This is a genomic window from Acinetobacter sp. MF4642 (genome assembly GCF_002018925.1).
Lineage (GTDB): Bacteria > Pseudomonadota > Gammaproteobacteria > Pseudomonadales > Moraxellaceae > Acinetobacter > Acinetobacter johnsonii.
The window spans coordinates 80216-107174 of the sequence record NZ_MVON01000008.1 but is presented as its reverse complement, the minus strand read 5'-3'; the positions used below and the strand labels follow the sequence as shown (position 1 = coordinate 107174).

Here is a 26959-nt window from a genome sequence, read left to right as displayed (position 1 = left end):
CGCTAAACCTACTTTTTGTTTGAATACATCACTTAAAAGAATTAGGAATAGTTCAAACTTAATTTAACATGAGATATGTATTTTCCCATGTGTTTGCATCAAACTCAGCTTCAACCAAAGCCACATAACGTCCATGTATGCAATCAATCGCAATACAGTCATCTACGTCTAAAACACGGTCAGTATGTTGCTTTTGCCACTTTTGATCAAAATATTGCTTACCAAGTTGTTTGGCTTCTGCGGCATGCGGCGCAACGACGAGTACATAACGATGTAACTCCCCAAATTCACGTGTGTCATAGCCACCTAAATTTATGAGCCACAGTTTTTCATCCTCCGCTTGGGGTTGAGCATCACTAAACTGTATTTGGTATTTTTTCCCTGCACTTTCGACACCCTCCACTTGCATCCAAGCATCAATATGTAAGCCTTTTTGCTCACCAAACCACGCATTTTTAAGTTGCGGGTAACTCTCCTCTAAACTGTCAGCGACAGCAAACACAACATCATGGACTTCAGTATTGGCGCGGGCATGGCGACCACCAAGCATGACCATAAATAGGCTGGGCATGTTTTGCTCCTTTTCAAATTAAAATGTACATGACGGAGTCTTACAGTTTGTACTTCTTATTTGCAGAGCTCGTCATGTTACTTTGGTTTTGCCCAAAGTAACCAAAGGCATTTCCGTTTGCAAAACTCGGCACATATCATCAATCCGTTCACTATATCGCAGAAACTGTATAGTTCAACTAATAGCCTGCCTCAAACAATTGCAAACAGTCTTTCCTCGAATCAAATAATTATATTAATTTTTAAACTCTTAAGCGCTCATTTTTGAACCAAAACTATCTACATAAGAAAAAATCGTGCTGAGCTTTCACCCAACACGATTCTTTAAATCTAGTCGTAAAACCTCCCCTACATGGGGGAGGCTTCAAGGAAGTAATTACATCTCAACCATTTCCACGCCATCAATACGTGCCACAGTCATCAAATCTTTATCCCCACGACCAGAAACCGTCGCAATAATAATTTGATCTTTAGACATGGTTGGCGCAAGTTTAGTCACATACGCCATCGCATGAGAACTTTCCAATGCAGGAATAATGCCTTCAATATGGGTTAAATCACGGAAACCTTGTAAAGCTTCATTGTCATTAATCGGCACATATTCAACACGATGCATATCTTTCAAGAAACTATGTTCAGGGCCTACACCTGGATAATCCAAACCTGCTGAAATTGAATGGGTTTCAATGATCTGGCCTTGCTCATCAGACATCAAATAAGTACGATTACCATGTAAAACACCAACATGACCGGCATTCAATGGTGCAGAGTGTTTGCCCGTTTCAATGCCATAACCCGCGGCTTCAACACCATACATTTTAACATCTGCATCATTTAAGAAGGGGTAGAACAAGCCCATTGCATTTGAACCACCGCCTACACATGCAACGAGTGCATCAGGTAAACGCCCTGCTTGTTCTTGAATTTGCTTGCGTGCTTCACGACCAATAATCGATTGGAAGTCACGAACCAATTGTGGATATGGGTGTGGGCCTGCGACAGTACCAATCACGTAGTAAGTTGAATCGACATTCGTGACCCAGTCACGCATCGCTTCATTCATGGCATCTTTCAATGTTTTAGAGCCACTTTCCACAGGCACAACGGTCGCACCTAATAAACGCATACGATAAACATTCATGGCTTGACGTTTCACGTCTTCTGCACCCATGAATACCACACATTCAAGACCTAAACGTGCGGCAATCGTGGCCGTTGCTACACCATGCTGACCAGCACCTGTTTCGGCAATAATACGTTTTTTACCAGACAGTTTTGCCAATAGTGCCTGACCAATGGTGTTATTCACTTTATGTGAGCCAGTATGGTTCAAATCTTCACGTTTTAAGTAAATTTGCGCCCCACCCAACTCTTTCGACCATCGCTCAGCATAATATAAAGGACTAGGACGACCTACATAGTAGGCGAGGTCACGGTCGAATTCTGCCAGAAATTGCTCATCATCCTTCATACGGAAATAGAGCTTTTCTAAGTCTTCTAATGCAGCCATTAGAGTTTCTGACACAAAACGTCCGCCATGGATACCGAAATGCCCTTTTGCATCTGGGTATTGGGTATAGTCAATCACATTACTTTGCTGATCCACGATGGACTCCTTGCATGAAGTTTTCTATAAGTTGTTGGTCTTTTATACCTTTAGCGGATTCGACGCCTCCGCTGACATCTACAGCATAAGCCCCAGTCGTCTTTATAGCGTCTTCAACATTAGTTGGGGTTAAACCACCAGCTAAAATCAAAGGAATATCCAGTTTGGGGAATTGTGACCAGTCAAAACTGTGTCCTGTCCCCCCTTTCAGTTCAGGATGCCATGCATCTAAGAGCACTGCGCTTGCCCCTGCCTGTTGAAAGCGTTGAACTTCTGCCACCACATCCATTTCAGATCTTACTTGAATGGCTTTATACCAACGACGTCCTACTTGTGCCGCAATTGCCTGACAGTCTTCTGGTGTTTCATCACCATGAAATTGAATGATATCCAGCGCCACTAGTTTTAACACATCGGCAATGTCATCCGCAGTTGCATTCACAAAAAGCCCAACAGTTTGCACATAGGCAGGCACATGTCGAATCAATTCTTTAGCTTGAGCTGCACTGACATGACGTGGACTAGGCGGGAAAAATACAAAACCAATCGCATCTGCGCCAGCTTGGACTACAGACTGTATATCTTGAATACGTGTGATACCGCAAATTTTGGCACGGGTTCGCATAGGTTATGACTCTGGCTCAACCCTATTTATAGCTGATCTATAAATAACAGGGCAAATCATTGTAATGCAATTTTTTCACCTTGCGTAAAGTTCATCCTGAAAAAATCTTTACATAGATTGTTTAATTCGCATACAAACCTTATACTTCGCTCAAATGCAATAAGTCTAAGCACTATGCTTTAGGGAAGTTGGTGAGAGTCCAACACTGCCCCCGCAACGGTAAAACGAAACGTATATCTTTATAAGTATTTGCACTTACATCACTGCACTCGTGTGGGAAGATGGATATACCAATATTGTTCGCAATATTTATATTTAAGTCCGGAGACCTGCTTATTGCGCCGTTTAACTCAATCATTCACGGGGGGTGAATGTATGGAGCCAGCATGCCAAATTTATTTCAGCCTACAGCTTTAGTGGGCGCAATCGCTATTGCGATGGGTTTCTCCGTGTCTGCATCTGCACAAGACAGCGTTAATGCCTCTTTAGATACACTAGTTGTAACTGCAACACGTTCTGAAGAAAAGATTAAAGACGTACCTGCACGTATTTCTGTAATTGATGAAAAAACCATTGAACAGTCTCCAATTACAGATCTTCCAACTTTACTTACTAAAGAAGCAGGGCTAACTGTTAAGCAAGTCGGCGGCTACGGACAAACAGCATCAGTATATTTACGCGGAACCAATGCATCACATACTTTATTTCTACAAGATGGGATGCGCTCAAATATTGCAACTGTAGCTGGGACAAACATTCCCCTTTTTGATCTTTCGGATGTTAAACAAATTGAAATCCTTAAAGGTCCAGCATCAGTCCAATACGGTACTGATGCAATTGGGGGCGTGATTCAACTCATTTCTAAGATTCCAACAGAAAACTCAATATTTACAACTGTTGAAGCTGGTGAACGTAGTACTTATAAAACCATTTTAGGTGTTGATGTTGCAGAAGACGGTTTTTATGCTCAGCTCCGCGGTCAACGTTTTGAAACTGATGGCGATCAAATTATTGCCAATGATGACCGTAAAGCAGGCTTTGACCAAAAAGGCTATAGCGCGAAAGTAGGTGTAGAAAAAGAAGCTTATGGTCTTTCTGCTGCAGTTAAAGAAAATAAAGGAACTGGCGATTATTTTTCTTACGGTGCTCCTGAAGCTTATGATTTCCTTAACCGCCTATACAATGTCCAAGGCCGCTTAAACTTTAGCGATAGCCTAACTTGGAATACGCGTCTTTCTCAATTTGAAGACCAATATGAAGTAGTAAAAGGCTCATATCCATCTATTGTAAATACTGAGCAGCAAGAAATTGACTCCAACTTAAAATGGCAATTCACCCAACACCAAAACGTACTTGTTGGTGTTGAATACAATAAAACTGAAGCAGAGAAAGTTGCAGCTTATGTAGGTGATGAAGGCTTTAAATCAGACAATGAGACGATTGGCTATTACGTACAACACCAGTTTAAAAATGACCTATTCTCAACCCAAGCAGGTGTTCGTGTAGAAGATAACCAGCAGTTTGGTACACACACTGTTGGTCAACTCGCTGCTCGCTACTTTGCCACACCAAAGACAAGTTTTTATACCAACGTAGGTACAGCGTTTAGAGCACCTGTTGTAGGCCAAATTATTTCTGAACCATCATGGTGGGGCGGTAACCCAGACTTAAAACCAGAAGAAAGTATTTCTTATGAACTAGGTTTTGATCATTCCCTTAATTACGGTATTCAACTGTATGGTTCTGTTTATCAAACCAAAGTCGATAACCTCATGGTATCTGATGCCTCTACAGGATTTAAGTTTTATAATCTGAAGAAAGCAACGTTCACTGGATCCGAGCTTGGTTTAAAGTGGAAACAGGATAGCTTATTTGCAAATGCAGAATATGCTTATGTACAACCCAAAAATGATGATACGGACAAAGATGCCCCAAACCGTCCACGTCAAAACTTTACATTATCTGCTGGTTGGGATAATGGCGTTTATGGCTTTACAACTTCTTTAGTTGCTAAAGGTCCATCTAAAGATGTTCAAGAGATTCCTGGATATGCAACGATTGATATGAATGCTTATTGGCAAATTAATCCACACGTCAAAGTTTTCTCAAACATTCATAACCTCGGTGATACAACTTATAAAGCAGCATGGAATAACGAAGTTAGTGCGTACTACCTTGCAAGCGGCCGCCTAGCTACCGCAGGAGTCACTTTCCGTTATTAATTTAATTTAAAGACTCAAAAAACAATTTAAAACAGCGCAGTTTATGGATAATGTTTTGACCGGCATTATCCTTTTTTTCATTCTTTAGGCAGGACAAATTATGGGCCACCGTTTAAGTAAAATTTATACCCGTACTGGCGACTCAGGCACCACAGGTCTGGGCGATGGATCACGTGTGACTAAAGATGATCTAAGAATTACCGCACTTGGTGATGTGGATGAACTTAATTCAACAATTGGCGTACTTCGTGCTCAAATTACCGCAAGTCAAATCACGGACAAAGCAACATGGGATAAAAGCTTAAGCCTGATTCAGCACTGGCTTTTCGACTTAGGCGGTGAAGTGTGTATTCCAAATTATCATTTGCTCCAGCCTGTTTGTATTGAGTTTCTTGAACAAGAAATTGACCGCATGAATGAAGACTTACCCATGCTAAAAGAATTTATCTTACCTTCGGGTTCTTTAGCATGTAGCTATGCACACCAAGCTCGTTCAGTATGCCGCCGAGCTGAACGTAGCTTAATGTCAGTGCACACCCGTGATCAAAATATTCAAAGCACCGCACTACAGTTGCTCAATCGTTTATCCGACTGGCTTTTTGTTGCATCCCGTGCTTTGCAGCGTGCTGAAGGTGGCTCAGAAGTACTTTGGCAAAAAAATATCAATGAAACTATTTAAACGTTTCTAAGTTTTTAGAACGAAATAGATTTTTTCGGAGTCTTGCAGTGATCAATTCACTGGAAGGCTTTCTTAGCTTACATTTCTTTCAGGAAAAGTATCCCAAACCATTTGCCAATCGTAAAACTCGCCCACAGCCATCTCTGATCGTGAATATCACAGAAGCATTTCATTCAAATTCAGTCCAAGCTCAAGCCATTACGAATCGCATTTACGCATATCTAATATCTCTGCCTTAGAATCTATCCCAATCAGATATTTTTAGCGCTACAATCACTCATAAGACGTATATAGATCAGGTTCAATATGAGAATCATCGGACATCGTGGTGCACGTGGTGAAGCCCCAGAAAATACACTCGGCGGTTTTCAATATATTCATGATCTGGGCATCCGTGCGGTCGAATTTGATGTTCGTCAGCTCAAAGACCATGAGCTGATCATTATGCATGATGACAACATGCTCCGAACCACAGGTAGTGACCAAGCACTCTACCCATTAAGCAGCACACAACTCGATGCCTATAACCAAGCACATATTTGGCTAGACTGGGAAAAGCAAAGTACGCCAACATTGCTACAAGCCCTCCAGATTATGCAGGACTTCGAACATCTTGAAGTTGAAGTCAAAGCCGTGCAAACACAAGCTGAAGCGGAACGACTGACACAACATCTCACACAGCAACTTAGAGGCTTTGAACACAGTGCGGTCATCACCAGTTTTGATCTTAAAATCCTACAAGCACTCCAAGATCAACACTCCCCATTTAAACGTGGCTTATTGATTGAAGACGATATTCAACATCTTGCGATTGAACAAGCGCTCAAATACGACTGTTGCCAAATCGGCTGGATGAACCAACTGGCAAGCGATGACTTGTTAAAAGCCACACAACAAGCGAATTTAGCCATTAGTGTTTGGACAGTGAATGACATCGAGCGCGCCAAACATTTACGTGACTGTGGCATTGATGGATTAATTACAGATTTTCCTAAAATGATGCTACAACATTTGATAGATGTGCATTGAACAGGCCACAGATTGACTTGAGTTTTACATGAGTAGTAGCAGTGAAAATGGTTATTTTTCATATTGATCGCTCTGCTACTATAAAGCCTAGAAAAGCTTCGGTAATTTCGATATCTAAACATTCGTATTCTGTTACTGTTTAGTACAATACATCTGTACAATAATGCTAGTGAACCAAGGTTCGCTCATGCTAATATGCTGTAGCTTAATCCATGCAAAAAGTAATGGATTGACCTTCCATTTATACCTCCCAAGGTTTCAGGAGTGCTGTTGGAGATGAATGCTCCCCTACCCAAAGCCCCATTTAACTGGGTTGCAATTTTTGCATTGGTTTTTCTTCCGATTGTGGCTGTGATTGCAATTCCCTTATATGCCTTTCAGCATGATTTCAGCTTAGCCGCTTGGATCAGTATGTTTGTATTACTGGGTGTTAGTAGCTTAGGTATTACTGCTGGCTATCACCGCTTATGGGCACACCGTGCTTATGAAGCAAGCTTACCTTTAAAAATCATTTTGATGATTATGGGTACCTTTGCCGTGCAAAACAGTATTTTATTTTGGAGTTCAGGTCACCGTACCCACCACCGCCATGTCGATGATATCGAGAAAGATCCGTACTCGATTAACAATGGCTTTTGGTATGCGCACATGGGTTGGATGCTTCGTGACTATCCATCAGCAGAACCGGACTTTAAAAATGCACCCGATTTACTGAATGATAAATTGGTGATGTTCCAACACAAATACTATGTTCCTTTAGTGATCAGCGTCCACATGGGTATTTTATTACCAATTGGTTGGGCTGTAGGCGACTTATGGGGGGTGTTATTGTTGGGCGGATTAATGCGTTTAATCCTCAGCCACCACGTCACGTTCTTCATTAACTCTTTATGCCACATGTGGGGCAAACGCCCATATACAGACGAAAATACCGCACGTGACAACTTCTGGTTAGCCATTGCCACTTGGGGTGAGGGTTATCATAACTACCACCACATTTTCCAATACGACTATCGTAACGGTGTGAAATGGTGGCAATATGACCCAACCAAATGGTTGATTTGGTCATGCTCAAAACTCGGTTTAGCTAAAAACTTACGTCGTATTCCGAGTTTCAATATTAAAAAAGCTGAACTTGCGATGAAGTTTAAATACGCTGAACAAGACTTAGAAGTTCATGGTCTGAATGTCAGTGATGACATTAGTTCCGCGAAAGCTCGTATTGCACAAGAGTATGATGCTTTTACCCAAACCTTAAATGACTGGGCAAAATTGAAAGAACAAGAAATTCAAGCCAAGAAAACGGCTGTGGCAGAAAAAATCCATCAAATGGATGAGAAGCTCAAAATTGAATTTCAATTGGTTGAACAGCGCTTAGGTCATCACCGTCAAACCTTGACCACACTGATGCGTAGCATCAAAAAAGCCCCTGTTTCACAATAACTAATATCTGAATTCACCATTTCAAAAGAAAGCTCCGCAAGGGGCTTTTTTTAGCAGTTCATAAAGGATAACAACATGGATATTAACAACATTCCTTTCGGTATCACCAACTGGGCCGAGATACCAACCACATGCCATACAGGTGATCAAGGTTATGCCCTATGGCGTACTCAGCAATTTGATGCGATTCGCGTGCGTATGGTGGAGTATTCTGAGAACTATTTGGCCAACCACTGGTGTTCAAAAGGGCATATCCTGTTGTGCTTAGAAGGCGAATTACACACCGAACTAGATGATGGTCGTAGCTTCACCCTCACGGTTGGTATGAGTTACCAAGTTGCGGATCAAGCCGAAGCCCATCGCTCGTCCACCTCAAAAGGTGCCAAACTGTTTATAGTTGACTAAAACAGTTGGATATATGCCTTAACACTAAAACTTTGCTATATTGATAGGGTCATGGCTTATCCCTTGTGATCCTTCACTATGCAGTTCAATTCACGCTATTCTCTCCTTCCGTCAAAGCTTTATCACCATCAACAGCCCCTGCCACTGAAAGGTGCAAAAGCGGGGCATTTCAATGCCGCTTTAGCAGAACAGTTGCAATGGTCTGAAGCCGACAAACAGTCTTGGGTAGAGATTTGTAGCGGACAAAAAACCTTTAGTGAATTTGAACCTTTGGCAATGGTTTATGCAGGGCATCAATTTGGTCAGTGGGCAGGACAGCTCGGTGATGGTCGGGGTTTATTGATCGCACAAATTCTCGATCAACATGGGCAAACCATTGACCTGCATTTAAAGGGTGCAGGCTCTACTCCTTACTCGCGTATGGGAGATGGTCGTGCGGTACTTCGCTCCGTCATTCGTGAGTATTTGGCTGGACATGCACTGAATAATTTAGGCGTCGCATCGAGTAATGCCGTAGGCTTTACCTCGTCGGCTCAAGGCGTGCAGCGGGAAAAATTGGAACTCGGTGCAATGATGTTACGTACATCAGACTGTCATATTCGCTTGGGACATTTTGAGTGGATCAACCAGTACCAACCTGATTTACTCGACGAATTTACCCAAAAATGCATCGCATGGCATTACCCCGAATGTTTAGATACGGAACAACCTGTTTTGGCATTTGCAACCCAAGTGATTCAACGGACTGCGGTAATGATTGCCAAATGGCAACTGGTCGGCTTCGCACATGGAGTGATGAATACTGATAATTTAAACATTACAGGTTCAACCCTCGATTTTGGCCCTTATGGTTTTATGGAACGCTTCCGCCCGAATTGGATTAACAATCACTCTGACTATCAAGGCCGCTATACCTATCAGCAGCAACCGAGCATTGGACACTGGAACTTATGGACATGGTTGAATAACCTCATTCCGCTTTGTCCTCAAGACTATGACAAAGAACAATGGAAGCAAGACCTTGCCGATTGCCTAGAGCACTATGAACCCACGTTCTTGGAGCACTATAAACTGGGTTTAAATCAGAAAATGGGCTTACCTCATTTCCACACGGACAGTTTTGACTGTGCCATGACCTTCTTACGGATTCTACAAACTGAACAGCTCGACTACACACAAAGCTTTACGCGTTTGCAAGAGCAGCAATATGAAATGATTAAAGATGACTGCCTTGACCGTCGTCAATTTGAAAGTTTCCTCGCGCAATATGAACAGATTCGTGCAAATCAAGACACAACAGAACTCTATGCAGCGATGCAACAAGCCAATCCTGCTTATATCCTACGCAATCACATGGCACAAAAAGCGATTGAGCTGGCTGAACGGAATGATTTCTCAGAAGTCGAACGCTTATTTGACCTGCTTAGCCGCCCGTTTGAGCGGAATGTAGCACTAGAGAAAGCTGAGGATTTAGCACCTTTGCCAACGGATGTTCCTGAAGTGATGGTGAGTTGTTCATCTTAAGCGTTTGGCTTAAACTGTGGATAAATTAAACAATATCCACAAGGCTTTCCACTAGAGTGATGATCAACATGTCCTTACACCTTATTGCTGCAAAAGCTGCACTTGCCCTGCCAGAAGTGACGTGTAGTCAGCCCTTTGGTGAAGGCTGTGATGTCTATAAAGTCATGGATAAAATGTTTTTACTCAATTCATCTTTAAGTGGCGCGGCTTTAAGTAACTTAAAAGTTACGCCTGACCACGGTGCGATGCTACGTGATATTTATCCGTATATTCATGCAGGATGGCATATGAACAAAAAACATTGGATTTCAATATATGAAGATGAAAACGTAGACTCGGATTTAGTCATTGATCTAGTACATAGCTCTTATGAGCTCGTGGTATCCAAGCTGAATAAACTACAAAGACAGCGAATCGCTGCGCTTAAAGCCATCACCTAAATATGTATTGAATGAAAAAGATTGTTAATTATTCCTATTACATTTTCTAAAGCGCAACCCTATCACTGCATCAAACAGGTCATGGATTTGAACGTATATTGTCTCGGCTAAATAGTTTTTCAACGTTTTCTACGTATTGCCCACTTTGGAACCCAAAATTCGAAACGAAAAGTGAAATGAGACATTTATAGCTGATAAAAAAAGCCCGACATCCTGTCGGGCTTTTTCGTATTGGTTAACTAGGTATAACTCCTGTCGTACCTCACATCCTAGTGTTGAACTTATCATTTTTGTTTTATGTTTTGGAACTTCCTGTTCTCTATGTCTGCATTATATAAAAAATCTTGGGACTGACCTAGACGCAATCCGCTTGAATAGTTGTAAGCAAAAACGTACATGAAAAATAAGCTTAATTAGACTTACCCCCAAAATTATCCGCAGAAATTGTGGATAGTTTTCAGGATGACCGAAGCTGAGCCTTACCCCTTAAAGTTAATTTTTGAGTACTTTAAAATCAAATTAATACCTTTCCATATTAATCTGTCCAAAATACCGCCTATCTTTTCTAAGTGTCACCGACTTAAGGGTGCATAAACATCAATACGATAGAAGGAAGTATAAAGTAGATCATTCCCCACACAACCTAACTAAAAATGATGATGAACGTCATACTAGGACGTTCTCAGATTGAATAAATACTTCATAACAGATGTAATTCTTTCAGATTATATTTTGAGATTCCCCCGATGACTAATAAACAGATCATTCAGTTTGATGAATTTACACGTGAACAGTTGATTCATGCATTAAAGAAATACGCGATGAAAGAGCTTGAGTTAGACCTTGGAAATTTCCCCGCTCAATTTTTATTTGACTTTATTGTCGAGGAGTTTGGGCCCCACTTTTACAATCAAGCCCTAACTGACACCCATGAGTGGTTAGCAGAGCGCTTCGCTTATTTGAATGATGACTTGTTTATTTTGACCAAAGAAAAATTTAAAAAACAAACTAAAAGCTGACTGGAAATATTTATCATTTATATATCAAGATAAATCCTAAAATATCAAAAATCCTATAAAAAGGACTCATATTGAGTCCCTTTCAACATCATCATCTGTGCTTTAGCTCTTCTTCGTCTTCAATGTTTTAAATAAAACAAATAACACGAGGATCCACACAGGAAGCATCAACACGGAAAGCATAAAACCTTGATTCCACATGATATATAAAATCATCAGCATAAACACTAAAACAAAATAATTGCTAAACGGTGCAAATAACGCTGGAAACTTAGTTTGAATGCCCTGCTTTTTCATACTCTGTCTAAATTTAAGATGGATCAAACTGATCATCATCCAATTCAACACCGCCGCGCTGACCACAATATAAATCAGATAACTGAGCGCTTTTTCAGGCAAAAAGTAATTCAACAGCACGCAACCAAAAATCAGTAATGCTGAAAATAAAACAGCCGCAATCGGTGTCCCTTGTCGATTAACCTGCTTAAAAACTTGCGGGGCATTGCCCTGTTCGGCCAGACCTAATAGCATGCGACTATTGGCATACATCCCACTATTACAAACAGAAACCGATGCAGTCAGAATAATAAAATTCAGTAAATGCGCTGCCCAATCAATGCCAATTTGCTTAAAAATAAGCACAAATGGACTTTTATCTAAGCCTCCCAAATCCAATTGATTCCAAGGCACTAAAGACAAAAGAATCGCCAGTGAGCAAATATAGAACAGGAAAACCCGAATCACCGTTTGATTGACGGCTTTTGGAATGTTCTTTTCAGGATCTTCGGTTTCCGCAGCCGCCATACTGATCAGCTCAATACCGCCAAAGGCAAACATCATAAAGGCCAACATATAAAACAAGCCTTCAAAGCCATGTGGGAAAAACCCACCATGTGCCCACAAATTAGTGACGGATGCGGTTGAACCGACATCAGCCGTCAACAACAGGTAAACCCCGAAGATGATCATGGCGATAATCGCCACAACTTTAATCATCGACAGCCAAAACTCAGACTCCGCATACAGTTTGACATTGGCAAGATTGGCCAACGTGATCACCACAAAAAACACCAGCACCGAGACCCACGCAGGAATATGTGGCCACCAGTAATTGACATATTTACCTATCGCGGTCAGCTCAGTCATCACCACTAAGATGTACAGCACCCAGTAGTTCCAGCCCGTTAAAAAGCCTGAAAACCGCCCGCAATATTTAAAGGCAAAGTAGCTGAATGAACCCGTCACTGGCTCATGCACAATCATTTCACCGAGCTGACGCATAATTAAAAATGCAATCAAACCGCCAATCATATAACCCAAAATAATAGATGGGCCAGCAGACTCAATAATATGTGCTGAACCTAAGAACAACCCTGTGCCAATTGCACCACCCATGGCGATCAATTGAATATGGCGGTTCTTTAAACGGCGCTGAAGTTTAGGCGTCTCGCTGCTCAAAACACATGCTCATCTGATAAAAAAATGAATTGTACCGCTTGCACAGACGATCAACCAGTCTTGCCCTTTAAAATCGCAGATTACTCGGTTTCATTTCACCAGTTGGAGATTTAAGTGAACTGCTGATTTTGATTGCCGCTTTGACTCCATCCCATAAAAAAAGCGGATAACCCAAGGCTTATCCGCTTCTACTTTTAATCAAAAAATGAATTAATCTTCAGGATATTCAAAACGGTAGCCTACCCCATATACCGCCTGAACCCATTCATGACGGTTGCCTGTTTCAGCTGCATCCGAAATCTTACGACGTAAGTTCTTAATATGGCTATCAATCACACGGTCAGCCACTTCAAAGCTGTCTGGATTGATATGATCCAGTAGCTGTGCACGTGAATAGACTTGACCCACATGCTCTAAAAACAACTCCAGTAAACGAAACTCGGTCGGCGTTAAGTTTAAAGGCTTTTGTTGATACCAAATGCGTTGTTGCGCTTTATCCATACGGAACAAAGACTGATCTTCAGGCTCAGCTTTACGCTCTAAACGACGTAACACGGCTTGGACACGCGCTACCAATTCTTTTGGGCTAAAGGGTTTACACACATAGTCGTCTGCCCCCATGTTCAAGCCAAGCACACGGTCGATTTCTTCCGTACGTGCAGTGACCATAATAATCGGCAAATCCGACTGTTCACGGACTTTACGGCAAATGGTCAAGCCATCCATACGAGGCACCATTAAGTCTAAAATCATCAGACTCGGTTTACGCTGCGTAAAGCTATCGTAAGCTTCCTGACCATCATGAAACATACTGACTTCAAAGCCCGCTGCTTCAAGATAATCGCGGACCAATTGTGCAAGTTCTACTTCATCTTCAACCAGCATAATATGTTTCATACATACTTCCTTTTGTGTTTCATTTTTTTGGGAACGTTAACTTGCAACGTAAACCACCCAAAGGCGAATGATCAAAACTCAATTCGCCGCCCAAAGCCTGAGCCAGTTTAGCCGATAAAGCCAAACCTAAACCTGTACCACCTGTGCTCCGCGTACGCGAGTCATCGACTCGGTAGAAACGCTCACCGAGTCTTGCTAGTTGCTCATCACTTAAACCATAAGGACTGTCATCGACATAGACCGTCCAATCTGTTGCGGACTGTTCCGTATGGACTCGAACCTGACCACCCGCTTCGGTATAACGAATGCTATTGCCCAACAAATTGACCATGATTTGCTTAAAGCGGTCAATATCAAGTTGTAACTCAGCGCCCTCACCTTCGACACTAATGCTTAAATGGGCCTGTTCAAATTTAGGCTTAAAGTTTTCCACTTCTTGCTCAATCACCGCCCACGGGTTCACGGTTGCAAAGTAACAGTTTAATTGCTGTGCTTCCGCTTGTGCCAAATCGGCCAAGTCATGTGTGAGTTTTTTCAAGCTGGTGACTTGGCGTAACATCGATTCAAAATGCTCAGGCGTTGGTTTTCGAATTCCGTCTTGCATCGCTTCGATCTGCGCTTGTAACACTGCCAGCGGTGTTTTCAACTCGTGCGAAGTATCTGACACCCACTGACGACGCGAAATTTCATGCTGATCTAAAATCACAGCCAGTTGGTTCAGTTCATTGGATAAATCACCCAGCTCATCGTTTCGATTCACTTTAACTTGATGCTGAAAATTACCCTTGGTTAATTCACGCGTACCATTCAACAAGCGTTGAATTGGCGTCTTAAAATAAGTCGCAAGTAACAGTGCAGCAATTAAACTGGCAAAAACGGTTAAACCATAGACCAGTAATAAATAACGCTTTTGGTTACTAAAGAAGTTAATACTCAACGCATCATCTTGATCGAGGACTGGTTTCAGCCCCAAGTACCCCACCACTTGGTTATTCACCACAATAGGACGGAAAGAAACTTGATCATCCGAGGGTTCACCGACCACAAACTGACGCTGCGTATCGTATAAAGATAACCGCGAACTAAGACCTAAACGGTCAGGCGTGGAAATAAACTGTTTTTTACCTGTGTTTTGTTTGCTCTCTTGTTCAATCTCTTCTTTTTTACGATCTGGACGGAACACATTTTGATTGGCGCTGAGTGGGAACTTTAAACCTTCAAAGGGTTGAAACTCAGAAGGTAAATTTTCCTCCAAAGCTTGCAGTTCTTGTTCGGTTAAAATCTGTTTTTCATGTTTGACTTCAGTGGTAGAGACATCACTAAGTAAGGTTTTGGTATTTTCTTTAAAATAACGCTGTTGCAGAGCAATATCGTACTGGCGGCGCAACCACCAACGAGAGAGACGGTCATAATCATCTGGCGCGGCATGTCCTTCAATCTGCAAAATTTGCGCTTGAATGGCATTGCCCCAGTCATGATAAGTGCTATAAACGCCTGCTAAGTTATCAATCAGATGATCGAGCTTTTGCATTTCCACGTCCGCCACATATTTAGCAAAATTCTTTTGCATCGTCCAATGCAGCACACCTAAACTCACCGTGGTAATCACCAAAGTGGTCAGCAATACAGTGAGGAATAAGCGTAAAGCAATCGGTACGCGGCGAATCTTCAAAAGCAATCTCTCGGTCGTTCTTTTGCCTTGTTATTGTATAGAACACTGCATCAAAAAACTCTCCATTGTTTCTACATCTTTATTATTTAATCTTTAATCATCCAAAATGACATGCTCTTGTATGGGGGAGTTGTAGAATGAATAAGATGACAAAAATTGCTTTAGCCACTGCCAGCGTTTTATCTGTAGGTGCGTTGACAGCCTGTCAATCTACCCAAGCACCAAAAGATATGGAGCAGTCGCAACATATGCATAGTCATTATCAAAAAGACCGTCATATGACACCTGAACAACGCGAACAGTTTGAAAAAATGCGTACTGAACGCAAGCAGGTCATGCAAGACATTAAAAAAGCCTGCGATGGCAAAGCAGTGGGTTCAGCAGTCCAAGTTAAAGCAGGTGAACAAACACTAGAAGGCACATGTGCGATTTCATTTAAACCGAACCGTGATGAAATGAAACGTGGTGAACACCGCCCAATGCGTGGTGATCAAGCCGATCTTGGTGAATTCCGTGGCATGCATATGCAGCGTGGCGAACCACTAACCGATGCGAAACGTGCTGAGTTAACTCAGCAATACGATCAACGTTTAGCTGAACGTCAAGCGCGCCAACAAGCTGCGACCAAAGCCTGCCAAGGTCAAACCGATGGTAAAGTCGTGCAGTTAAAAGTCGGCACACAAACAGTAGATGGCAGATGTATCGTTCACTTCCAGCCTAAAGCCCCTGTTTCAGCACCGAATAAGGCTGCTTAAGCCACTTTAAAAAGCATAAATATATAAAAAAGGCGCAAATTGCGCCTTTTTTATTGGACATAACTTTTTACGCTTTTTGACTATTTATGTCATGCCAAAAGCAGCAAAACTGTTTACACTCAGTGCACTTAGCGATTTTGAATAATATTTATTTGACTTTACAGTCACCAAGAAAAGCACCCGAACCGCTTGTACCAAATTAGAAGATGTTGCACGATTAAGTTATTCCAATCCGTGTCAAAGAAGACACGTTTTTATGTTTATTAGGATTATAAGCTGGTTAAACCAGTATTGAGGAAACCGATATGCCACAATACAAAGCGCCCTTACGTGATATGCAATTCGTACTGCATGAGCTATTGAATGCAGAAGAACACTATTCTAAATTGCCTGCATTTCAGGAAACCGTAAGCCGTGAATTGGTTGACCAATATTTAGAAGCTGCTGCAGATTTCTGTGAAAACGAATTGTCTCCAATCAACCAAAGCGGCGACCGCGAAGGTTGTACTTGGAATGATGGCGTTGTTACAACTCCAACTGGCTTTAAAGAAGCGTATCAAAAATATATCGAACTTGGCTTCCCCTCTCTTTCTGCTGAAGAGCAATACGGTGGTCAAGCATTACCTGTTTCTTTGGGTAACGTGATTTCAGAAATGGTCGGTACTGCGAACTGGGCATGGGGTATGTACCCAGGTCTTTCTCATGGTGCAGTTCGTACTTTAGAACATCACGGTTCAGCTGAACAAAAAGATGCTTACTTACCAAACCTTGTTTCAGGTGTTTGGACAGGTACGATGTGCTTAACAGAATCACACGCTGGTTCTGACTTGGGTATTATCCGTACTAAAGCTGAGCCACAAGCTGACGGTAGCTATGCAATCACGGGTGAGAAAATCTTTATCTCAGCAGGTGAACATGACATGGCTGAGAACATTGTTCACATTGTACTTGCTCGTCTTCCTGGCGCACCTAAAGGCACCAAAGGTATTTCTTTATTCATCGTACCGAAGTTTAACTTAAACGCAGACGGTAGTGTGGGTGAGCGTAACGCGGTGCGTTGTGGTTCTATCGAACACAAAATGGGGATCCATGGTAACTCAACTTGCGTAATCAACTTTGACAATGCAAAAGGTTTCTTGATTGGCCCTGAAAACCGTGGCTTAAACTGCATGTTCACTTTCATGAACACCGCACGTATTGGTACTGCTGTTCAAGGTCTTGCTGCATCTGAAGGTGCATTCCAAGGTGCATTAACCTATGCGAAAGACCGCTTGGCAATGCGTTCTTTAACAGGTCCTAAAGCACCAGAAAAAGAAGCCGATCCAATTATTGTTCACCCTGCTGTTCGTAACATGCTGTTAACTCAAAAAGCATTTGCTGAAGGTGGTCGTGCACTGGTTTACTTATTGTCTCTACATGCTGACGTGGTTGAGCAAGGTGCAACGGAAGAAGAGCGTAAATCTTCTGACAACATCTTGTCACTGCTTACTCCAATTGCAAAAGCATTCTTGACTGAAACGGGTTCTGAATCTGCAAAACACGGCGTTCAAGTGTTTGGTGGTCACGGCTTTATTTCAGAGCATGGCATGGAACAAATCGTTCGTGATACACGTATTGCGTGTTTATACGAAGGGACAACTGAAATCCAAGCACTTGACTTGTTAGGTCGTAAAGTTTTGGGTACTCAAGGTGCAATGTTGAAAGACTTCACTAAGATTATTCACAAATTTGTTGAAGCAAACAAAGACAATGCTGCAATGAAAGAGTTTGTTGAACCTCTTGCTGCTCTAAACAAAGAGTGGGGCGACTTAACCATGCAAATTGGTATGAAAGCAATGCAAAACCCAGATGAAGTGGGTGCTGCTGCGGTCGATTACCTATACTTCTCTGGTTATGTAACGCTTGCTTATCTATGGGCACGTATGGCACTTGTGGCTCAAGAAACATTGGCTGCAGGTACAACTGACGTTGACTTCTATAATGCGAAAGTCACGACAGCTCGTTTCTACTTCAAGAAGATTCTTCCACGTGTTCGCTCACACGTTGACGTGATTGCTGGTGGCGTAGAACCGTTACTTGCATTAGATGCAGAGCACTTTGCATTCTAACTAGTTAATAACTAAGTCGATATTCGAAATAGTTGTACTCTTGAGTACAGAAATGAAAAAGGACAGTCATAGCTTTGGCGGTCCTTTTTCTTTATAAATAGAGCGTTATTTCGCTTGGGTCATCTGACAACACTCTCCGTTGTTAATTAAGTTGTCCTAAGTCTACAGAGATTCAAACAATAAACAGGTGAACGAACATGCCAATTTATAATGCCCCACTTGCGGATATGAAATTTATCCTCAATGACGTTTTCAATGCAGATCAGTTCTGGCAGTCTAATGAAAATCTAGCTCATGTAGACAGTGCGACGGCTGAAGCGATCCTCGAGGAAATGGCTAAATTTGCGCAGAACGTAACCCTGCCTTTAAACCGTACAGGTGATGAAGAAGGTGCAACATTTAGCAATGGCGCAGTTACCACGCCTGCGGGTTTTAAAGAAGCGTTTAAGCAATATGCTGAAGGCGGCTGGATTGGCTTAGCGGCTGATGAAGAATGGGGCGGTCAAGGCATGCCAAAAATGCTGACGGTTCTAGCAGATGAAATGCTGTTCGCAACTAACCCATCATTCATGCTCTACCCGCTTCTTTCTGTCGGTGCTGGCATGGCGCTGAACAGCTACGCATCGCAAGAACAAAAAGAAACCTATTTACCTAAAATTTACTCAGGCGAATGGTCTGGGACCATGTGTTTAACTGAGCCACATGCAGGTACAGATTTAGGCATTATCAAAACTAAAGCTGAACGTAACGAAGACGGCACCTATAACATTACAGGGACCAAAATCTTTATTACTGGCGGTGACCACGACTTAGCTGAAAACATCATTCACTTGGTTCTAGCAAAAACTCCTGATGCACCTGCGGGTTCACGTGGTATTTCATTATTCATCGTGCCTAAATTCCTCGTGAATGCAGATGGTTCTGTAGGTGAGCGTAATGCGGCAGGTCCAGGTTCAATTGAACACAAAATGGGGATCAAAGCGTCTGCGACTTGTGTAATGAACTTTGACGGTGCCAAAGGTTACTTGGTGGGTAAAGAAAATGAAGGCCTTGCGGCTATGTTCGTGATGATGAACTACGAACGTTTGTCGATGGGTATTCAAGGTTTAGGCGCATCTGAATTTGCTTACCAAAATGCTGCACAGTACGCAACAGACCGTCTACAAGGTCGTAGCGCTTCTGGTGTTCAATCACCTGCTAAACCTGCAGACAGCATTTTAGTTCATGGTGATGTGCGTCGTATGTTGCTTAATGCACGTGCCAATAATGAAGCATCTCGCGCATTTGCAGTTTACGTGGGTCAGCAACTGGATATCACCAAGTTCTCAACCGACCCTGAAGCTGTGAAAGCAGCCAATGACCGCGTTGCACTGTTAACTCCTATTGCAAAAGCGTATTTAACCGACACAGCATTCCAAGCAACTTTAGACGCACAAATGGTCTTCGGTGGACATGGTTATATTCGTGAATGGGGCATGGAGCAATGTGTACGTGACTTACGTATTGCACAAATCTACGAAGGCACCAACGGCGTTCAGTCTCAAGATTTAATTGGTCGTAAAACCATTAAATGTGGTGGTGCATTCATTGCAGACTACATTACTGAAATCCGTGACTTTGCTAACAGCTTAGATGCGGATCTAAACTTCATTAAAGATGCAACACTCGATGCGGCAACTGAAGTGGAAGAAGTGACCAAGTATATCCTTGAACGTGCTGCTGAAAGTGCAGAGTTCCCGAATGCAGCAGCAGTAGATTACTTACATGCAGTCGGCCTACTCAGCTTTGCCTATATGTTTGCAAGAATTGCCAATGCTGCAAAAGCTAAAGATGGTGACTTCTATCAAAACAAACTGGCACTTGCAGCTTATTTCGCTCAACGTATTTTGCCTGAAATCGACTTACGTATTGCAAAAGTAAAAGCAGGTGCAGAAGTCATCATGAACTTCTCTGAAGACTACTTCACTAGCCAAGCTTAATCGCTTAAACACTGAATAAAAAATGCCTGCTTTGTCAGGCGTTTTTTTATGGCTCAGCTTTATTTTTACTTTTATACGTCATGTGCATGAAATTTGCTTATGATGCAATAAACCACCATCAACATATCAGGAGGCAGCCATGACTAACCGTGACCCTAAAATAGAGAAAATAGAAACCCTCCTCGATAAACTGGGCAATACTGCAGTAGAAAGCTTTCACTATGTGGCTTTATTTATTATTGGCTGTATGGTGATTTGGTCGGCAGGACATACCGTTTATGAGATCCTGACCATTAAACAATATGCCTCAATTGATGATATTTTACTGTTATTCATTTACCTCGAACTGGGTGCAATGGTTGGTATCTATTTCAAAACCAACCACATGCCTGTCCGCTTTTTAATTTATATCGCCATCACTGCGCTCACCCGACTTTTAATTTCCGATATCCAGCATGATCACAAAGCTGATATGGATTTGGTGATTATTACGGGTTCAATTTTAATTATGGCGGTTGCAATCTTGGTAGTGCGTTATGCATCGTGGAATTATCCTTCAGTAATTCGGGATAAACATGCCGACAAGCCTTTACCTGAAGGAAAAACACCACGCCCACAAGATGATGAACTCGCTTAATTTTTTATTGACCACTAAAAAACCCTCTGTCTAAACAACGGAGGGTTTTTGTATCAATCAAAGATTCATTTATTTTGAATCCGGCTCTAAAGCGTAGCGTCCATTTTCATAGATCCAGTGCATACCTTCAGGTGGGTCTGGCAGTCCCAAACGTCGCCAATCGGTAATCAACACATAATCACGGCTTTCAATACTGGAGTCGCCATCCCCATACACATAGCTATTGGTTTCCTGACTATAGGTTGAATAGCTGGGCGCTCGGTAAATAATACTCACACCGGGTCGCATTGGATATCCGCCATGTGGTGGATGGTGCGGAGGTGGTCTGTGATGAGGGGGTTCAATTTGAGGCGGTGATGTAGGTCTGGGCATTGCACCTTGATACGGCCCAGCATAGGTTGGGAAACGCTGGGTTTGCGAAGTCAGCGGTTTTCCATAATAACGCGTCGCTGGTTGAGCAAAACTCAGTGCAGGAAATAAGCTGAGTAAACTTATTCCATAGATTATTTTTAAATATTTCATCATCTTCCTCCACTGAGGTGAATATTATTATTTTAAACCCATTTTATGGATAAAAAATATACAAGCTGTCAATTTTAGATCACTGACCGTTATCACCGCTATAAGGTTTGAAGCAGGATTTCTTTGAAAAGCAAAAAATCGTCTATGTTTTCAGTTTATACTTAATCTTTGTTTATAAATGTATTGGATGAACAATCGTGGCTGAATTAAGTTTTGATCGACTCTATGAATATTTTGGAAAAGTGCCCAGTATTCAAAAAAATCTGATTGATGCTTATGGCACAGATGGCAAAAGTGCATGGTGGTTTAAGTTTCAAATTGATGTAGATCATCCTTTGGCATGGCAAACGGTACAAGAGCTGGGACATGTACTGAACTATATTTCTAAAAATGAGCGCCTACCGACGCAGTTTTTACCTGTGTCACCCCCGCCATATATGAATGGTGAAGCCAAGCAATTCTTGGCATGGGTCATTCAGTGTAACCATGCTGATTTTCCACCCGATGTCATTTGCGACTGGTTAGAAGCACGTCTACCGAGTCCAGTGGAAGATATTGAAAAATGGAAAATCAAAACCGATCTACATGAACTCGATAGCATGACCGATAAAGATTTGGATCAAATCATCCCGCCAAATCCTGAACAGTAAAATCTTAAAAATTAAATCTACCTAAGTCCCTCTTTAGAAAGAGGGACTTTTCATCTTGCACAATATAGGAGAAGTGCCGCTTTTTATGAAACGGCAAAAAATGGGAAAAAATTCGAAATTAAAACGTTGACAAACCACTCCATTCCATAAAGCGGTATAGCCCATATTTGAGTTTTGACTCATCTTTATATTGCTCATAGCCCACACTCATTTGACGACCATTTAAGTTCGACCATGCCCCATCAAAATATTGCTGTGCATCTGTAAACACCGCTGCGTTAGACTGGCCAATCACACGTAAATTGGTCTCCAAGTTATAATTCTTCAAATTCCGTGCGGTAAAATTCGCTGAACCTAAAATGAGCTCTGCTTCTTGCGCATGGCGTTTTAAAATCATTTTGCTATGACACTGCTCTCCTTGAGTATTACACCACCGCACTGTAATACCTGCATCGTTAAGCTCAGACGCAACTTGACGATTAGGAATTCCATTCTTTTGACGACCAAATGCATCTTTATTGGGGTCGAGTAAAATCCGAAGTTTAACGCCGCGCTTCTGTGCATCTTTTAAAGCATTGATAATTTGACGCTCAGACAAATAGAACATCGCCAAATCAATCTGATCATTGGCTTTTGCGCTATTCAACATATTGAGTGTTGCATCTAGGATTGCTTTTTCAGTCAGTACCTGTACTTGAGGCTGCGATGGATTTCCTGCAATTTCGCCCAGAATCACCATTGGTACATCGCCCTGAGACATATGTGCTACAGTTTGCTCTGTTTTCAAGACATCAATTGCGGTATTGCCTGTCACCAACAGCGCCACATTGGAATGTCGCGAACTGCCATCATGCGGATTCGCAGATGTGACCAAGGTTTTCCAACCTTCCGCGGTATCGACCACCAATGTTTTGCGGTGATTGGCTTTAAAGTTAAATAAGTTTAAATAACTACGTAGGGTAATTTTTTCATCCCCAAACGGGTTTCTTAACCAACCGCCGTCGGGATTATTGCCTGCATTTTGACAACAGATATACCAAAAACCTGACCAAATAGGGTTAGAAGCACGTAGCGGACGTAAATCGGTTTCAATCACATCCACGCCTGCCTGACGCAATTTACGGTAATGCTCAGGTAATAGCCCGCCATATACCGAGTTAATCGGGTCGGTGATGACTTTGATTTCAATATTTGGATGTAAGCTTCGCTTGACAATCAACGCATCGGTCAGCTGCCGAGTCAACGCCCGTTGTGATGCTTGAGATGTCCCCACTTCATCATTAAACAAGAACATATCCAACACAATCGTGGTTTGTGCATCTTCAATCAGTTTAAACACTGCGTTGAAAATATGATGATCTTGTTGCTGCTTGCCTTGTGCATCGATATAGGTTTGATCTGCAATAAATTTGACATCGGCATGACGTAACTTGCCCGTATAGTCCAGCCCATCAGGCAGTGGTTTAACGCTATGGTAAACTGCGGAGATTAAATAAGTCAGAGCCAATAAACCCACCACGACACCGACATAACGGGTCGATGTCCAGTTGAGCTTCTGATGTAATTTTCGAAAGATACGCATAACAAAAAACCTAATCCAATATACTCAGACTAGGTTTTATTGTTTGATTTTTCAAGAGGATTTCTGTTGTCAATGTTTTGGTAGCCTCTCCCTAACCCTCTCCTTAAAAGAGAGGGAGCACCTCCTCTTTACGGAAAAAGTTGGGGTGAAGCTTGAAATAGCACCTTAGAAACTAAAGTCCAGTCCAATTGTGAAGTTACGCCCCACTTGTGGAAGGGTCGATAAGAAAGAAGTATGCGAATAAACCGTCTCATCTAAGAGGTTATTGGCTTTGAAATACACGCGATAGTCATTGCCCTGCATATACTGACCATTATACGCCAAGCCGAGATTCACCATGTTATAGCCCTGTGTTTCCGTCTCATAGCTTGCAATTCGATCTTGCTCAAACACATGGTAGTACTCTGCCGTTCCTGACCACGTGTCACTAAAGTTCGCATTCACTTTTGTTCCTAAACGGCCAGCAGGCACCCGTGGAGCATTTTCATTGTCAATTTTGCCACGTACATAGTCACCAAAGACACTCATTTTACACACATCATTGATGGCATAAGACGCTTCTGCTTCAGTCCCATAAAAACGCGCTTTGTCTTGGGTGTAGTCTACTAGGCGGAAGTTTTCGTATCGGTCTGCGGTTTGAGCATAAATGTAGTTGTCATACCAGTTGTGGTAAACATGAACGTGATAATCAATTTTATCCGTATCGTAATGGAAACCTAACTCTAGGTTATTGGACTTTTCGACATCGAGATTTTCATTGCCACGCTCGTAGGTATTGGTTGCAAGATGCTTACCATCAGCATAAAGCTCTTGCGCCAAAGGTAAACGCTCTTGATGTGATCCAACCAAAGACAGTTTATAGTTCGGTGCAAACATCCAATTCACAGCACCCGAATAGGACACGGCATAATCATCATAGTCTTTTCGATCAGATTCAATATCAATCGTCTGCTGATCGACACGTGCCCCTAACTCAAAATGGAAGTCATTCCACTGCTTGTGTTCTAAACCAAACACGCTCCACTTTTGCGTCTTGGTCGGTTCTAAAATAGACTCTTCACCCGTGATATCTAATTTTTGTTGATTGTACTGTACGCCAACCACACCTTCCCAATCCACAATCGGCTGATGCACCATTTCTAGACGCGCATCATAACTCTTACTTTTAAAGGTAGTTGCAACACTATCGCCTTCAATTTCATCATGTTGGTAGTCGGTATAACTGGCATGGGCTCGTAACTTCTCAAACCCTGCAAGCGGATTTAAGATTTCTGTACGGAAATCATAACGTTCCGACTTCAAGTCAACCCAAGGCCCTGTCTCATGTTCGTCCCCATAATCTTCCTCACCACATCCAATTAATAAATTACCTGATACAGTGCAACTTTCATATTCATGGCTGTGCCCAGGTAAACCGTATTGATCTTGACGGTTGGTATAGGCGATACCCGCAAAACTACGCTCACCAATCCATGAACCACCAACGCTGACCGTTTTGCCTTTGGCAAAGGTATTTCCGACACGACGTTCTTTTTCGAGTTCACCCTCATGCTCATGGAAATAGTTCGGTGCAATATAGTCATTCGCTTCACGCTTTGAACCTTCAACCCGTAGAGCAAACTGACTGCCCAAAGCAACCGTCGCCCCAGCACTGGCCAACTTTTCATCACTGCCAGAATTGTAGCGTAATCCCGCAGTACCTTCTAGACCTTTTTCAGGCATGCTGGTTGGAATTTTTTGATCGGTGACATTGACCAAACCGCCCACGGTGCCTGCACTGTATAACAGGGTTGAAGGGCCACGGATGATTTCAATTTGCTTGGCCAAAATCGGATCGACCGTCACAGCATGGTCTGGCGATAAAGTCGAGACATCAGCGGTTTCTGAAGCATGTTGTAAAACTTTCACGCGTGGGCCATCTTGACCTCGAATCACGGGTCGACTTGAACCTGAACCATACTGATTTGAATATACCCCCAACTCATCGGCCAAAGCATCCCCAATGGTCGGTGCACGTTCTTTTAAGCTTTTTTGTTCGATAACCTGATCGGCGACGGCAAAATCAGCAGCGGTCTGAACGAGTGGATGTGCTTGGCTGGTCAACGTTTCAAGTTGTTGTGTTGTTGTGTCATCTGCAAAAACGGCAGGTGCGACCACCGCCAAAATAGAGAGCGTTATCAAATTTTTATGGAAAGCCATGGAACTCACTCAAGCGTACAATTTTTGAATATTGTTATAATATAACATTTCAAATTCATTGCAATAAAAAACATTCCAATCGCAGAAAAAAGATAAACTGCCCTATCCATCTAAGTCGATGTCAACGCCAACAGATCAATGCCCTTTACCATTTCACATGCCGTTCTCGCGCCCCCTTTCGCCAAACTCAGTGGTGACCGTTTACCGATTGCTGCCATTGCCATTGGCAGTATGACCCCCGATCTTTATCGACTGTTTACACAAGCCAATTCAAATACTACCCACTACTGGACTTCACTGATTCACCCCGATCTTTGGATTGGACTCAGTTTTTGTGTTTTGTGGTACGCGCTATTGCGGCCCTGTTTTTATCGTTTTTTAGGTATTCAGCATGAGTTAAGGCTGAGCAGTATGCTGCGTTTTTTTAAATTTTCTGTGGCCGTTATTCTCGCAATACTGCTCGGCACGGCTACGCATCTGTTATGGGACGGACTCACCCATGTTGATCACCGAACTTTGTTCGGACATGAGTTTCTAAGCCAGAAGATTCCTTTGTTAGGGCACTATTATCCGCTACATCGCATTTTACAAATTGGCACATCGGCACTGGCCCTCCCCTTGTTGGCGTGGATGGGTTGTCGCTATTACCAAACCTATCAGCAACATTTTCCAGTGAGTTTAAAAATCAAACGCTTTGCAATTGGACTGTTCATACTGAGCCTTTTAGGCGGTTTAGTCAGTGTTTGGGACTATGCACGTTATATCCCCACGCAAGTGTGGCAGTCAGACCTGTATTATTTTACAGGGCGAAGTATTAATGAGTTTAGCCAAGTCGCTTTACTGATTTTAATCTTTGGCTGCATTCTGTTTTTATTTTTAGATCGAGACTATCGTTTAGGCTGAATTTAGATCAATGCTTAAATGCTATTTCATGCCTT

23 protein-coding genes and 1 riboswitch are annotated in these 26959 nt (G+C 42.3%); of the genes, 14 read left to right on the top strand and 9 right to left on the bottom strand.

What is annotated here, in order from left to right:
* Positions 1–58: 58 nt before the first annotated feature.
* From MF4642_RS06650 to MF4642_RS06640, 3 genes are all read right to left on the bottom strand, one after another.
* A complete protein-coding gene (locus MF4642_RS06650; protein WP_078425703.1) occupies positions 59–571 on the bottom strand; it encodes a DUF1543 domain-containing protein in 513 nt (170 codons plus the stop codon).
* A gap of 375 nt (positions 572–946) precedes the next feature.
* Positions 947–2176: a tryptophan synthase subunit beta gene (gene trpB, locus MF4642_RS06645; protein ID WP_058870266.1), complete on the bottom strand. Its 1230-nt coding sequence runs from the start codon at positions 2174–2176 to the stop codon at positions 947–949.
* The gene (locus MF4642_RS06640; protein WP_078425702.1) at positions 2160–2801 is read right to left on the bottom strand and encodes a phosphoribosylanthranilate isomerase; all 642 of its coding nucleotides are present in this window, start codon (positions 2799–2801) and stop codon (positions 2160–2162) included. The genes trpB and MF4642_RS06640 overlap by 17 nt, the downstream gene beginning before the upstream one ends.
* Before the next feature lie 144 nt (positions 2802–2945).
* Positions 2946–3153: riboswitch (cobalamin riboswitch) on the top strand.
* 34 nt (positions 3154–3187) lie between these two features.
* Between MF4642_RS06640 and MF4642_RS06635 the strand changes: the two genes are divergently transcribed.
* The 8 genes from MF4642_RS06635 (at position 3188) to MF4642_RS06600 (ending at position 11562) form a co-directional block, all read left to right on the top strand.
* Positions 3188–5023, top strand: coding sequence for a TonB-dependent receptor plug domain-containing protein (locus tag MF4642_RS06635; RefSeq protein ID WP_078425701.1), 1836 nt, complete (start codon positions 3188–3190; stop codon positions 5021–5023).
* A 100-nt stretch (positions 5024–5123) separates the two neighbouring features.
* The gene (locus MF4642_RS06630; RefSeq protein WP_058870269.1) at positions 5124–5702 is read left to right on the top strand and encodes a cob(I)yrinic acid a,c-diamide adenosyltransferase; all 579 of its coding nucleotides are present in this window, start codon (positions 5124–5126) and stop codon (positions 5700–5702) included.
* Positions 5703–6008: 306 nt separating this feature from the next.
* Positions 6009–6731: a glycerophosphodiester phosphodiesterase gene (locus tag MF4642_RS06625; protein WP_078425700.1), complete on the top strand. Its 723-nt coding sequence runs from the start codon at positions 6009–6011 to the stop codon at positions 6729–6731.
* A 276-nt stretch (positions 6732–7007) separates the two neighbouring features.
* The gene (locus tag MF4642_RS06620; RefSeq protein WP_004697764.1) at positions 7008–8174 is read left to right on the top strand and encodes an acyl-CoA desaturase; all 1167 of its coding nucleotides are present in this window, start codon (positions 7008–7010) and stop codon (positions 8172–8174) included.
* Between the two features lie 75 nt (positions 8175–8249).
* Positions 8250–8579 (top strand): DHCW motif cupin fold protein, encoded by a 330-nt coding sequence (locus tag MF4642_RS06615; protein WP_078425699.1) that lies wholly within the window; start codon positions 8250–8252, stop codon positions 8577–8579.
* A gap of 78 nt (positions 8580–8657) precedes the next feature.
* Positions 8658–10103 carry a protein adenylyltransferase SelO gene (locus tag MF4642_RS06610; protein WP_078425698.1) on the top strand — a complete coding sequence of 482 codons (1446 nt, stop codon included), beginning with the start codon at positions 8658–8660 and terminating at the stop codon, positions 10101–10103.
* A 68-nt stretch (positions 10104–10171) separates the two neighbouring features.
* On the top strand, positions 10172–10543 hold the full coding sequence (locus tag MF4642_RS06605; protein ID WP_078425697.1) for an MmcQ/YjbR family DNA-binding protein: 372 nt from the start codon (positions 10172–10174) through the stop codon (positions 10541–10543).
* Between the two features lie 746 nt (positions 10544–11289).
* Complete coding sequence (locus MF4642_RS06600; RefSeq protein WP_078425696.1) at positions 11290–11562, top strand: DUF2164 domain-containing protein; 273 nt, start codon at positions 11290–11292, stop codon at positions 11560–11562.
* Between the two features lie 102 nt (positions 11563–11664).
* Here MF4642_RS06600 and MF4642_RS06595 read toward each other — a convergent pair whose 3' ends face one another.
* The 3 genes from MF4642_RS06595 to baeS all read right to left on the bottom strand — a co-directional run bounded on the left by MF4642_RS06595 (position 11665) and on the right by baeS (position 15589).
* Positions 11665–13020: an amino acid permease gene (locus tag MF4642_RS06595; protein WP_078425695.1), complete on the bottom strand. Its 1356-nt coding sequence runs from the start codon at positions 13018–13020 to the stop codon at positions 11665–11667.
* 210 nt (positions 13021–13230) lie between these two features.
* Positions 13231–13917, bottom strand: coding sequence for a response regulator (locus tag MF4642_RS06590; protein ID WP_004697755.1), 687 nt, complete (start codon positions 13915–13917; stop codon positions 13231–13233).
* A gap of 19 nt (positions 13918–13936) precedes the next feature.
* Positions 13937–15589 carry a sensor histidine kinase efflux regulator BaeS gene (gene baeS, locus MF4642_RS06585; RefSeq protein WP_078425720.1) on the bottom strand — a complete coding sequence of 551 codons (1653 nt, stop codon included), beginning with the start codon at positions 15587–15589 and terminating at the stop codon, positions 13937–13939.
* A 137-nt stretch (positions 15590–15726) separates the two neighbouring features.
* Between baeS and MF4642_RS06580 the strand changes: the two genes are divergently transcribed.
* The 4 genes from MF4642_RS06580 (at position 15727) to MF4642_RS06565 (ending at position 21068) form a co-directional block, all read left to right on the top strand.
* Complete coding sequence (locus tag MF4642_RS06580; protein WP_078425694.1) at positions 15727–16344, top strand: hypothetical protein; 618 nt, start codon at positions 15727–15729, stop codon at positions 16342–16344.
* A gap of 305 nt (positions 16345–16649) precedes the next feature.
* Complete coding sequence (locus MF4642_RS06575) at positions 16650–18452, top strand: acyl-CoA dehydrogenase C-terminal domain-containing protein (protein ID WP_078425693.1); 1803 nt, start codon at positions 16650–16652, stop codon at positions 18450–18452.
* A gap of 197 nt (positions 18453–18649) precedes the next feature.
* Positions 18650–20431, top strand: coding sequence for an acyl-CoA dehydrogenase C-terminal domain-containing protein (locus MF4642_RS06570; RefSeq protein WP_004983588.1), 1782 nt, complete (start codon positions 18650–18652; stop codon positions 20429–20431).
* 139 nt (positions 20432–20570) lie between these two features.
* Complete coding sequence (locus tag MF4642_RS06565; RefSeq protein WP_004697744.1) at positions 20571–21068, top strand: phosphate-starvation-inducible protein PsiE; 498 nt, start codon at positions 20571–20573, stop codon at positions 21066–21068.
* A 69-nt stretch (positions 21069–21137) separates the two neighbouring features.
* Here the strand turns inward: MF4642_RS06565 and MF4642_RS06560 are convergent, their stop codons facing one another.
* Complete coding sequence (locus tag MF4642_RS06560) at positions 21138–21593, bottom strand: RcnB family protein (RefSeq protein ID WP_227518523.1); 456 nt, start codon at positions 21591–21593, stop codon at positions 21138–21140.
* Positions 21594–21787: 194 nt separating this feature from the next.
* Between MF4642_RS06560 and MF4642_RS06555 the strand changes: the two genes are divergently transcribed.
* Complete coding sequence (locus tag MF4642_RS06555; protein ID WP_078425692.1) at positions 21788–22240, top strand: hypothetical protein; 453 nt, start codon at positions 21788–21790, stop codon at positions 22238–22240.
* Between the two features lie 118 nt (positions 22241–22358).
* Here the strand turns inward: MF4642_RS06555 and MF4642_RS06550 are convergent, their stop codons facing one another.
* Both MF4642_RS06550 and znuD read right to left on the bottom strand, forming a co-directional pair.
* Positions 22359–23822 carry a phospholipase D family protein gene (locus tag MF4642_RS06550; RefSeq protein WP_078425691.1) on the bottom strand — a complete coding sequence of 488 codons (1464 nt, stop codon included), beginning with the start codon at positions 23820–23822 and terminating at the stop codon, positions 22359–22361.
* Positions 23823–23987: 165 nt separating this feature from the next.
* The gene (gene znuD, locus MF4642_RS06545; protein ID WP_078425690.1) at positions 23988–26021 is read right to left on the bottom strand and encodes a zinc piracy TonB-dependent receptor ZnuD; all 2034 of its coding nucleotides are present in this window, start codon (positions 26019–26021) and stop codon (positions 23988–23990) included.
* 138 nt (positions 26022–26159) lie between these two features.
* Between znuD and MF4642_RS06540 the strand changes: the two genes are divergently transcribed.
* Complete coding sequence (locus MF4642_RS06540) at positions 26160–26924, top strand: DUF4184 family protein (RefSeq protein ID WP_078425689.1); 765 nt, start codon at positions 26160–26162, stop codon at positions 26922–26924.
* Positions 26925–26959 lie beyond the last annotated feature (35 nt).